Origin of the sequence: uncultured Stenotrophomonas sp. (assembly GCF_963519925.1) — a bacterium.
Taxonomy (GTDB): domain Bacteria; phylum Pseudomonadota; class Gammaproteobacteria; order Xanthomonadales; family Xanthomonadaceae; genus Stenotrophomonas; species Stenotrophomonas maltophilia_AE.
The window spans coordinates 1-10,734 of the sequence record NZ_CAUQPH010000123.1 but is presented as its reverse complement, the minus strand read 5'-3'; the positions used below and the strand labels follow the sequence as shown (position 1 = coordinate 10,734).

Here is a 10,734-nt window from a genome sequence, read left to right as displayed (position 1 = left end):
GCGCATGCGCGCGGATCGCCGCCAGCCCGTCCACGCCGGAACCGCGCAGCGCACGCAGCAGGAAGGTTTCGGCCTGGTCGTCGCGGTGGTGGGCCAGGGCCAGGTGTTCGCCGTCGCGCAGGACCCGCGCGAAGGCGTCACGGCGCACGTGCCGTGCGGCGGCTTCCAGCCCTTCGCCGGTGTCGCGTGGCACGTTGACGTGGACCACCTGCAGGGGAATCGACCACGCCGTGCAGATCGCCTGGCAATGCGCGGCCCAGCGGTCGGCCTCGGCCTGCAGGCCGTGGTGCACGTGCACCGCGTGCAGCCCCGCCGCACGCTGCGCGGCGGACTGCGACAGCCAGTGCAGCAGCACGGTGGAATCCAGCCCGCCACTGAACCCGACCAGCACCGGAGCGGGCAGGTCGGGCACGGGGGGCAGGGGACTGATCGGGGCGATGGGGTCAGGCACGTCTGCAGTATCGGCGTTGACGCAATCCATCGCCATCGGAATCGTCGTGGACGTGGCGCTACTCGACGGTGCGCTCGAACGCCTTCGGCGTCGGCAGTTCCACCGGCACGCCGTGGGCGTCGCAGGTGCCGGCCTGGCACAGGCGCTCGCGCAGGCGCGGGGTGGCCTGCACGATCATGTGGTAGATCGCGTTCTGCTCCATGGTGCCGCGCACCGCCCTGCTGCCGGGGCCGCGGGCCCAGATGCCGACATCTTCGCCGCCGTGGCTTTCGCTCTTCATCGGGACCAGCGCTTCCTGCATGTAATCGCGGTGCTCGGTATCGACGTGGGTCAGGTCCGGGCGGCCCTTGACCGGGTCGAAGCTGCTCGGCGCATGCGGGTAGGTCTTGGGGCCGGCCGGCTGCTGGTTGCTGGCGCCGGTGAAGCCCGGGCCGTTGGCGTAGCTCAGGGTGGTGTAGGGCAGGCCGGTGCCGTCGCGGGCCAGGTCCAGCGCGCCGGCGCCGTCTTCGCCGCCCTTGTCCTTGACCTTGCCCAGGATCGGGTTGCCGCGGGCGGGGTAACCGACGAAGTTCAGCGTGTGCGAATGGTCGGCGGTGACGATGATCAGGGTGTCCTGGTCGGAGGTGGCCTCCGCCGCTACGCGGACCGCATCGGAGAGGGCCACGGTATCGCTCAGGGCGCGGTAGGCATTGCCGCTGTGGTTGGCATGGTCGATGCGCGCACCTTCCACCATCAGCACATAGCCTTCCTTGTGGCGCGAGAGGTTGGCGATGGCGGCCCGGGTCAGCTCGGCCAGGCTCGGCTCACCGGAGGGGTCTTCCCTGCGCTCGGCCTCGTAGCGCATGTGGTCCGGTTCGAACAGGCCCAGGATCGCCGGGGCGCTGGCCGCGGCCAGCAGCTGCCGGGAATTCCACACATACGCGCCCTGCGGATGCGCCTGCTTCCATTCGCCGACCAGGCTGCGTCCGTCCAGGCGCAGGCCCACCTTGTCATCGTACTCCGGGTCGGTCTCTTCCACGGTGGTGAACTGGGCGCGGCCGCCGCCCAGCGCGACCAGCGGCCCGCGGCCGTAGCGCGAGGTCGACAGCAGCTGCTGGGCGATGTCCTGGCAGCCGGCGGCCTTTGCCGCTTCCGGCAGGTCGGCGTCGCTTTCCCAGTTGCGCTCGGGCGCATGGGCATAGGTCGCCGCCGGGGTGGCGTGGGTCAGGCGCGCGGTGGAGACCACGCCGGTGGCCATGCCGGCGCTGTCGGCAAGCTGCAGCCAGGTCAGCAGGCCCTTGCCCAGGCTGTCCGCGCAGTCGCTGCGGCTGCCCGCGCTGACCCCGATGGCGCCCATGTGGGTCTTCACCCCGGTGGTGATGGCGGTCATGGTGCCGGCCGAATCCGGGGTCTGCGAATCGGTGTTGTAGGTCTTGCTGAACGCCGTGGCCGGGAAGCGTTCCCACGACAGCAGGTTTTCCTCGCCGGGGTTGCCGTTGCGCTGGCCTTCGAAGATGCGCGCGGCGGCCACGGTGGTCAGGCTCATGCCATCGCCCAGGAACAGGATCACGTTCTTCGCGCGGCCTTCCATCGCGCCACTGCCGGCGGCGCGTGCGGCGCCGCTGCGGTACCACCACTGCGGGGTTTCACCGGCCGGATGGGCTACTGCCGGTACATCGACCTGAACAGAGCCGGCGCTGGCGCGGGAGGAGGAGGCGGGGGTGGCGCAGGCGCCGAGCAGCAGGGTGGTGGCGACGGCCGCCAGCAGGGGGGTGGAACGGGGCATGGACGCGCGGATCTCACGGATGAAACGGGCGTTCATTATGCAGAACGCCGCAAGGCACGCCGATGACACGCTGATTTTCCCTGTGCGCCTCGTCCGCGCGGGCCGGTTCGGCTAAGGTGATCCGCTGTATCACTCTCTTCCTGGAATGCTCATGGCGCTGGTGTCTGCCTGGCTGCGGATCCCGTTCTGGCAGCGTGTACTCGGCGGTTTCGTGCTGGGCGCGCTGGCCGGCTGGCTGCTGGGTCCCGCGGCCGAAGTCTGGTTCGGCCCGCTTGGCGACCTGTACGTCACCCTGATCAAGATGATCGCGGTGCCGCTGGTGTTCTTCGCGGTGATCAACGCGATTTCCTCGCTGCACGGCCAGAAGTCGGTCGCCGCGCTCGGCGGGCGCACCTTCCTGTGGTTCATCATCACCGCCGCGCTGGCGGTCGGCATCGGCCTGCTGGTGGGGACGATCATGCAGCCGGGCACCGGCAACCTCAGCCTGAGCATGGACCATGGCTACACCCCGCGCGAGGTGCCCAGCGTGGTCAAGGTGCTGATGGACGTGGTCCCGTCCAACGTGTTCTACGCACTGACCGGGATCGGCACCCGGGTCAACGCGGCGGGTGAAACCGTGCTGGCCGCAGGGCGCGGTTCGATCCTGCCGGTGATCTTCTTCGCCGGCCTGCTCGGCTTTGCCATGGTCAAGCTGGGCGACAAGGTCGCCGAGGCGCGCAGGCTGACCGGGCAGATGAGCGACATCATGATCCAGGTCACCCGCTTCGTGCTGGAGATGACCCCGCTGGGTACGTTCGGCCTGATCGCCGGCCTGGTCGGCAGCTACGGCTTCGAGAAGCTGCTGCCGTTGGGCAACTTCGTGCTGGCCCTGTACGTCGCCTGCGCGCTGCACATCCTGCTGGTGTACGGCAGCCTGCTGCTGGTGCACGGACTGAACCCGCTGAAGTTCTTCCGCGGCGCGGCGCCGGGCATGCAGGTGGCGTTCGTCAGTTCGTCCAGCTTCGCGGCGATGCCGGCGGCGATGCGCTCGATCACCCACAACCTGGGCGTGAACAAGGACTATGCCTCGTTCGCGGTGCCGCTGGGCGCCAGTATCAAGATGGATGGGTGCGGGGCGATCTACCCGGCGCTGTGCGCGGTGTTCATCGCCCAGTACACCGGTGTGCCGCTCAGCCCGGAGCAGTATCTGGTGGTGCTGATCGCTTCGGTACTGGGCAGCTTCGGCACCGCCGGCGTGCCGGGCACGGCGGTGGTGATGGCCACGGTGGTGCTGAGCGCGGCCAACCTGCCGCTGGAGACCATCGGTTACCTGTACGCCATCGACCGGATCCTGGACATGATGCGCACCATGACCAACGTGACCGGACAGATGCTGGTGCCGGTGCTGGTGGCCAAGGAAACCGGCCTGCTCGACCGCGAGGTGTACGACAACCCGTCCACCAATCTTGGCGTGGACGAAGGCGACGAGCCAGCCGCGCGTTGAGCGCAGCGGCACGGGCTGGATACGGACGGGTCGGCACTGCCGGCCCGTTTTTCATTGGCTGACTGCGCGCTGTGACAGCTGTATCGCGCGCTGTAACAGTCCTGATACACCCCGGTGCGGAGCAGGCGTCATAAGGGTTCGGCCAGCGTGGTCGACGTGTTCAGGCGGCGTGAACGCGGCGCAGGTGTAACACCAACGTTGCAGCAGCGCTCCAGAGGCGCGCCGAAACGCCCATGAAACAGGGCTTTCGAAGTTGGCACGATAACTGCTCCCTCCCTCCGCATCTTGACGGGAGGTCGCAATGGACAGCGTTCACGCAGCAGGCAGGGCAGGCACGATGGCATGGGTGATGGCGGCGCTGCTGCTGGCACCGGCAGCCGTACAGGCCTCGGGCGCACGCCAGGGCGTGAAACCGCAACCGGGCGAAATCGTCCTGCTGCGCGACGTCTCAGCGCGACCGGCCTACCGGCCCGCACCGCCGGGCGTGGCATTGATCGCGGATCCCTCGCCGCGCCGCGAAGTCAGCGGCGCGCTGGGCACGGCCAACGGCATGGACGAACTGAGCGACGACGATTACGCCTCGCTTGGCTCCAATGCGGGCATCGCATCGCCCCACCACCCCACTACGGTCGAGCGCGTCACCACCGGTACGGTCAACAACACGCTCGGACGCGCCACCACCAGCGGCGTGCTGTCCGGCAATTCACTGGGCCGCAGCATCGGCGGCCCGATGGGGGCGGTGGGCAATGCCACCCGCGGCATCGGCGACCAGGTGCGTGGCGCCCTGGCCCAGTTCCCGCTGGGCCAGCCGACCGGTGGGAACGGCAAATGAAGCGCATGGCCGTCCTGCTGTCGCTGGGCCTGGTGTCCGTGGTGCCGCTGCCGCTGTGCGCGCAGCAGGTCGATGACTACGCGGGCATGCTGGGCTACCTCAACCACACCCGCCTGGACGGCCGCGCGCTGAGCGGCGCCGATGGCGCGATCGTGGTCAACATGGCCGCGGGCGATCTCAACCAGCAGGGCAACCTGCTGGGCATCGCCAGCGGCGACACCGCGCAGGTCGACATCGACGCGCGGCAACTGCATTCCAACAACCGGGTACGCGCCACTGGCGCGCTCGACGCCCGCGCCAGCATTGGCGGGCAGGCACTCGGCGGCGCCAGCGGCGTCGCCATGATCAACCAGGCCAGCGGCATCGGCAACGCGACGCTCAACATCGTCACGGCCACGCTGGCGCAACAGGGCATACGCGAGACGAACGACGAGGCCCTGGCCGCGTCGGGGGCACTCGCGTCAGCAGGGGGGCAGGGCACCGCAGCACGCGGTGGTTCCGCCGGAACCCGCAGTGTCGCCGTGGAGGACACCGCGCTGCAGGGATTCGACGGCGTTCTGCAACTCAATCAAATCGCGGGTACCGGCAACACCACTGCCAATCAATTGAGCATGTCGGTGCAATCCACCCCGTGAGCAGTTCCATCCACCCGATTGACCGTGAAGAGAGAGGGCATCATGAACACCATGAACAAGACGGTACTGGCACTGGCCATCGCTGTTGTGGCCACCGCATCTGCTTCCGCACAGGACAACCAGAACCAGAGTGCGTTCATCAACCACATCCATAACGTGTGGGAGACGCGCACCAACCTCAACACCGACGTCGATACCGACGTCGACACCAACATCGACACCGACATCACCACGGCGATCGATACCAGCATCGATACGGACATCGATACCAACATCGACACCAACATCCGCAACGACTGGGATTCGCGCACCCGCGTGCGCAACAACAGCACCACCAACGCCAGCAGCGACACCAACACCGAAACCACCACCAAGAGCTACACCGAAACCCGCGACGTGACCCACAACCGTGACGTCACCGTCAACGAGAACGTCACCAAGAACAGCGACATCCGCGCCGACGAGCGCAAGGAAAAGAACAACCACGGCGTCGACGTGAACCTGGAATCGGACCTGCAGGTAGGCGCGGACATCCAGTTCCGTGGCCGTCCGACGGTCTCGGGTGACCTGGCCGTCGACTCGGCGGCGATCGCCATCATCGACAACCGCCAGTCGATCACCGACAACCATGGTGACAACGAGCTGCTGGAAAACAACGCGTCGATCAGCGAGAACGTGGCGCAGGACGCGTCGGGCAACCTCGGCTTCAACACCGCCGCCGGTGACAACAATGCCCAGGACAACGCCGCGTCGCTGTCCGCTGCCGATGCATCGTTCACCTTCGGCATGTCCGATGCGCAGGTGTACGTGAACCAGTACGGCGCCGGCAACCGCACCTACAACGACGGCGTGGCCAACAACTCCAGCCTCAGCGGCAACGCGTTCCGCGGCGCCACCGGCAACATCGGCGTCAACAGCGCTGCCGGCAACAACAACGAGCAGAAGAACGCCCTGGCGGCTTCGGTGTCCACTGCGCGCATGGCGACCGCCAGCATCAGCTCCAACCAGGTCTCCGCCGAGAACAGCGTGTCCAACGAGGGTTACGTGAAGGCGATGCGTGACACCACCCAGGTCACCCTGCGTGGCAACGTGCGCGGCGGTACCGCGGCCATCGGCGTGGGTGCCTACCGTGGCGAAGGCGAGGCCTTCCAGCAGTCGAACCTGTACGCCGACAGCTGGAGCGGCGAGAGCCATTCCGGCGGCGACTCGACCGGGCATATCGACTTCGACTCCGATACCCAGGGCGCCGTGCAGAACCCGAACCGCGAAGGCGTGGGCGGGTTTGCCTTCGACACCGAAGAGCAGGGTGTGCTGGCCTACGGCGAAGTCGGCTACGCCGACCTGCATGCCAGCCTGAGCGGCACCGTGGCCACCACCCGCTGGGTGGTCGAGAAGGCCGAGAACAACGCCTCGCTGTCCGGCGATGCGTTCCGCGGCGCCTCCGGCAACATCGGGGTGAACGTGGCGGCCGGCACCGGCAACCTGCAGGCCAACAGCCTGGCCCTGGCCGTGGCGCAGCCGTCCACCGGCGGCAACCCGGGCGGCGGTGGCGGCGAGTAAGCCTGTCCGCTTTCGCAAGCAGTACGCGTTGAGCGCAACAAGCCCGGTCATCCGCCAATGGCCGGGTTCCCCCGGGAGCCCCTGTCCCATCCTCCCCCTTTGGGGCAGGGGCTCCTTCCTTTCCTGCGTCATCCCCGGAGCCTCGCCGATGTGGTCCACCCGAGCCCTGTGCTGCACGTTGTCGCTGTTGCTGTTGCCGGTCGGCGCCTCGCGCGCGGGCGACGTGGCCTTCAGTGGCGTGCTGCCCAATGGTGCGGTGTTCACCCAGAAGGTGGAGAGCATGCAGGAACGGCGCTTCCGCAACGTGGTGCGCCAGCACACCGACTACAGCTGCGGCGCGGCCGCACTGGCCACGATCCTGCGTTACGCCTACCACCTGGACGCGGACGAAGGCACGGTCATCGAAGGCATGATGGGGGTATCGGACCCCCAACTGGTCCACCAGCGCGGCTTTTCGCTGCTGGACATCAAACGGTATGTGGAATCGATGGGCATGCGTGGGCGCGGCTACCGCGTCAACGAAGAGCGCCTGCGCTCACTGCGCGTGCCCGGACTGGTGTTGATGGATGTACGCGGCTTCCGCCATTTCGTGGTCCTCAAGCAGGTCCGTGGCGATCTGGTGGACGTGGCCGACCCGATCCTGGGCAACCGCAGCGTTCCCATCAACGAATTTCTCGAATCATGGCCGTCGCGGGCCGTGTTCGTCGTGATCGGTACCGATTTCGACCGCAACACGGTGTTGCTGCAGCCCGGTGAACGGCCCAGTGCACGTTCGCTGTATGCGCGGCAGGGGCCGATCACCGACGCGGAACTGGTCGACTTCGGTTTCACCCACGCAGATCTGTTCTAGGAGACATCATGAACACCACCCCATGGACGCCGGTCGCGATGCTGCTTGCCCTGCTGGGCACGGCCCCGGTCCTCGCAGCGGATGCGCCGCGCGCCGAGCAGGGACGGCCCGGCAAGGGACTGAGCGAGATCCCCGATCCGGAACTCAACCTCATGCGCGGCCGTTACACGGTCAACGGGACGTCGGTCGCCTGGTTCGGCGTGACCATGGTGTCGCAGTGGCAGGCCGGCAACCAGTCGGCGCAGAGCGCGCTGACCCTGGGCATGGACTTCAGCCACGGCACCCAGGCCCCGAAGGTCAGCTTCACGCCCAGCGTGACCGTCACCGCCGCCGACGCGCCGCTGCCGGTGACGCCCGGACGCAGCGTCGATTCCAGCGGCCTGCAGAACGTGGCCGGCCTGACCCAGAGCGTGCAGGTGGCCGGCGACAACAACGTGGCCAGCAACAGCACGCAGTTGAACGTGCGCGAAGGCAGCGCACCGCCGGCGTCCGACCCGGCAGGCGTGCAGCCAGCCGTGGTGCAGCAGGCAGGCGTGCAGCAGGCCAGCGCGCAGCAGGGCGGCGTCAGCGCCGTGGCCCAGCAGGATGGCAGCAGCGCCAGCGTCAAGCTGGACATCCAGGGCATTGGCCAGGTGCAGCAGTGGATCCGCAACGGCAGCGTCGGGCAGAGCATCGCGATCAGCAGCGACGGCCAGGCGGTACGCAACCGCATGCAGATCGACCTGGTCCGGCAGACGCTGGCCAGCAGCGGATCGCTCAACCAGAACGTGGCCCAGGCGATGAACCTGGTGCGCGGTGTTGGCATGGGGCCCGGCCAGTAATCCTGGTCGGTGGGGGAACCACACAGAACCGCAGGGCAAGGAAATGCACACCTCGATACGCAGCACTCCGCTGGCGCTGGCGGCGCTGGCACTCGCATCGGCGACCACCGCCGCCGCGCAGACCGCCCCGGCATCGCCGGCCCCCACCGGCGCACAGAACGCGCCGGTATCGCCGGCCGACGAAGCCGATGTCAAAGCGCTCATGCAGCAGCTGGAAACGCTCAAGGCCAACTACGCCCAGGAAGTGCGCCGGCTGCGCGAACTGGACATGCAGGTGCAGGCCATGCAGGCCCGCCTGAGCGGCAAGACCGCGCCGCTGGCCGCCGCTGCCGCCGCGCCCGAACCGTTGCCTGCGACCACTCCGGCCGCACCGGTCGGCGGCGACGGCTACGCCAGCAGCGCGGCAGAAGCCCAAGAAGCCAAACAGGCCTCGCGGCGCAGCGTCGACGACGTCAAGCAGCAGACCGCCACGCTGTTCACCCGGCGCTTCACCCTGGAAAACAGCCTCACCTACGCGCGCTACGACCGCAAGCAGCTCACCCTCAACGGCTTCCTCGCGCTCGACGCCATCTTCCTCGGCAACATTGCGATCGAGAACGTCGAGTCCGACACCCTTACCTACAACCTGGCCGCACGCTGGGGCCTCACCCCGCGCCTGGCGTTGAACCTGGACGTGCCCTACCTGGCGCGCAAGACGGTGTTCCAGAAAGGCGGCGCCGGCGGCGCGGCCGCGGCCATCGCCCAGGAAGAAACCACCGGCAACGGCATCGGCGACGTCAGCCTGAGCGCCAACTACAAACTGTTCTCCGAACGCGGTCGCCTGCCGGAAACCGTGCTCACCGTGGGCGCCACCGCACCCACCGGTCGCGAACCCTATGGGCTGGACTGGAAAGTGCTGCAGCGCGACGACGATGACTTCATCCGTTTCGCCGTACCGAGCGAGCAGCCCACCGGCAACGGCGTGTGGCAGGCCAACATCGGCCTGTCCGCAGTGAAGACCGCCGATCCGGCGATCCTGTTCGCCAACATCGGCTACGTCCACTCCTTCGAAAACAGCTTCGACGACCTCGACGCCAACCCCGACACCGTCAACCCCGGCGACGTGAAACTCGGCGGCTCCTACTACTTTGGCGCCGGCGTCGCCTTCGCCTTCAACGAACGCACCAGCCTGAGCATCTCCTTCAGCGACAAACTCAGCGCCCGCGCCTCCACCCGCTACAAGGGCGGCCAGTGGGTCAAGATCGTCGGCAGCGATGCGAATGCCGCCACCTTGAACCTGGGCATCACCTATGCGCTGAACCAGAAGACCACGCTGGTCAGCCTGCTGGGCATCGGCCTGACCCCGGACGCGCCGGACTTCACCCTGGCGTTCAAAGTGCCTTACATGCTTTGAGGTCAACGCAATTCAGGCAATGCCAGCTGGTGCTTGCGGCACAAGCGGTACACCGTCACCCGCGACACCTGCATGGTGCGCGCGCATGCGGTGATGTTGAAGGCGTTGTCGCGCAGCGCCTGCAGCAGGGCATCGCGTTCGGCCGCCTGGCGTGCATCGTGCAGCAGCCGCTGCGGCATCTCCACCTGCGGCGGCAACAGCTCCAGGTCGGCCACGCCGATCAGCTCGGCTTCGCTCACGATCGCCGCCCGCTGCACCCGGTTCAACAACTCGCGGACATTGCCCGGCCAGTTGAAGCGCTGCAGCGCCCGTGCCGCCTCCGTACTGAAGCCGCGCGCGCGGGTCACATGGCGGCGCCGGAAGCTGGCCAGGAAGTGTTCCGCCAGCAACAGGATGTCGGTGCCGCGCTCGCGCAACGGTGGCATCGGCAGGCGCAGCACATTGAGCCGGTAGAACAGATCGCGGCGGAACAGCCCGCGTTCCACCGCCTGCTCCAGGTCCACATGCGTTGCCGCCACCACCCGCACATCCACCGACAACGGATGGTTGCTGCCCACCCGCTCGATCGTGCCTTCCTGCAGCACCCGCAGCAGATTGGTCTGCGCATCCAGCGGCAGGTCCCCGATCTCGTCCAGGAACACGGTGCCGCCGCTGGCCGTCTCGAACAGGCCCAGCCGCCGCGTCGCCGCCCCGGTGAACGCGCCGCGCTCATGCCCGAACAGCTCCGACTGCACCAGCGCCGGCGGAATCGCCCCGCAGTTGACCGCCAGGAACGGGCGCCCATGGCGAGGCGACAGCGCATGCAGCGCCTGCGCCGCCAGCTCCTTGCCGGTTCCGGTTTCCCCGGTGATCAACACCGGCAGCTCGACCGGCGCGAACTTGCGCAGCGCCGCCCGCGCCACCTGCAGCACCGCGCTGTCGCCGACCAGGGCCTTGGCCCCGGC

10 protein-coding genes are annotated in these 10,734 nt (G+C 68.0%); 7 read left to right on the top strand and 3 right to left on the bottom strand.

All coding sequences use genetic code 11. The features are described 5' to 3' along the window. Both tilS and RWO33_RS16355 read right to left on the bottom strand, forming a co-directional pair. Positions 1-439: tRNA lysidine(34) synthetase TilS (tilS, locus tag RWO33_RS16360; RefSeq protein ID WP_314106228.1), on the bottom strand; the 439-nt coding region annotated here is incomplete at its 3' end. Positions 440-509: 70 nt separating this feature from the next. Then, positions 510-2,216, bottom strand: coding sequence for an alkaline phosphatase (locus RWO33_RS16355; protein WP_314106227.1), 1,707 nt, complete (start codon positions 2,214-2,216; stop codon positions 510-512). 151 nt (positions 2,217-2,367) lie between these two features. On the opposite strand from RWO33_RS16355, the gene RWO33_RS16350 reads away from it, so the two are divergent. From RWO33_RS16350 to RWO33_RS16320, 7 genes are all read left to right on the top strand, one after another. Then, positions 2,368-3,699 (top strand): dicarboxylate/amino acid:cation symporter, encoded by a 1,332-nt coding sequence (locus tag RWO33_RS16350; protein ID WP_314106225.1) that lies wholly within the window; start codon positions 2,368-2,370, stop codon positions 3,697-3,699. A 337-nt stretch (positions 3,700-4,036) separates the two neighbouring features. After that, positions 4,037-4,531 (top strand): hypothetical protein, encoded by a 495-nt coding sequence (locus tag RWO33_RS16345; protein ID WP_314106226.1) that lies wholly within the window; start codon positions 4,037-4,039, stop codon positions 4,529-4,531. After that, positions 4,528-5,166: a hypothetical protein gene (locus RWO33_RS16340; protein WP_314106224.1), complete on the top strand. Its 639-nt coding sequence runs from the start codon at positions 4,528-4,530 to the stop codon at positions 5,164-5,166. Before RWO33_RS16345 ends, RWO33_RS16340 begins: the two co-directional genes overlap by 4 nt. A 42-nt stretch (positions 5,167-5,208) precedes the next feature. Then, the gene (locus RWO33_RS16335) at positions 5,209-6,726 is read left to right on the top strand and encodes an adhesin (RefSeq protein ID WP_145479810.1); all 1,518 of its coding nucleotides are present in this window, start codon (positions 5,209-5,211) and stop codon (positions 6,724-6,726) included. Between the two features lie 148 nt (positions 6,727-6,874). Beyond that, the gene (locus RWO33_RS16330) at positions 6,875-7,576 is read left to right on the top strand and encodes a C39 family peptidase (protein WP_314106223.1); all 702 of its coding nucleotides are present in this window, start codon (positions 6,875-6,877) and stop codon (positions 7,574-7,576) included. A gap of 8 nt (positions 7,577-7,584) precedes the next feature. Further along, the gene (locus RWO33_RS16325; protein ID WP_314106222.1) at positions 7,585-8,397 is read left to right on the top strand and encodes a hypothetical protein; all 813 of its coding nucleotides are present in this window, start codon (positions 7,585-7,587) and stop codon (positions 8,395-8,397) included. 43 nt (positions 8,398-8,440) lie between these two features. Then, complete coding sequence (locus tag RWO33_RS16320; RefSeq protein ID WP_145479814.1) at positions 8,441-9,790, top strand: transporter; 1,350 nt, start codon at positions 8,441-8,443, stop codon at positions 9,788-9,790. Positions 9,791-9,792: 2 nt separating this feature from the next. On the opposite strand, the gene RWO33_RS16315 is transcribed toward RWO33_RS16320, so the two are convergent. Next, positions 9,793-10,734: sigma-54 dependent transcriptional regulator (locus tag RWO33_RS16315; RefSeq protein ID WP_314106221.1), on the bottom strand; the 942-nt coding region annotated here is incomplete at its 5' end.

Bases quoted from the DNA above. Each gene is read 5' to 3' on its own strand.
- RWO33_RS16350 (WP_314106225.1), top strand. From the start codon at position 2,368: ATGGCGCTGGTGTCTGCCTGGCTGCGGATCCCGTTCTGGCAGCGTGTA.
- RWO33_RS16330 (WP_314106223.1), top strand. From the start codon at position 6,875: ATGTGGTCCACCCGAGCCCTGTGCTGCACGTTGTCGCTGTTGCTGTTG.
- RWO33_RS16320 (WP_145479814.1), top strand. From the start codon at position 8,441: ATGCACACCTCGATACGCAGCACTCCGCTGGCGCTGGCGGCGCTGGCA.
- RWO33_RS16355 (WP_314106227.1), bottom strand. From the start codon at position 2,216: ATGCCCCGTTCCACCCCCCTGCTGGCGGCCGTCGCCACCACCCTGCTG.
- RWO33_RS16335 (WP_145479810.1), top strand. From the start codon at position 5,209: ATGAACACCATGAACAAGACGGTACTGGCACTGGCCATCGCTGTTGTG.
- RWO33_RS16340 (WP_314106224.1), top strand. From the start codon at position 4,528: ATGAAGCGCATGGCCGTCCTGCTGTCGCTGGGCCTGGTGTCCGTGGTG.
- RWO33_RS16325 (WP_314106222.1), top strand. From the start codon at position 7,585: ATGAACACCACCCCATGGACGCCGGTCGCGATGCTGCTTGCCCTGCTG.
- RWO33_RS16345 (WP_314106226.1), top strand. From the start codon at position 4,037: ATGGCATGGGTGATGGCGGCGCTGCTGCTGGCACCGGCAGCCGTACAG.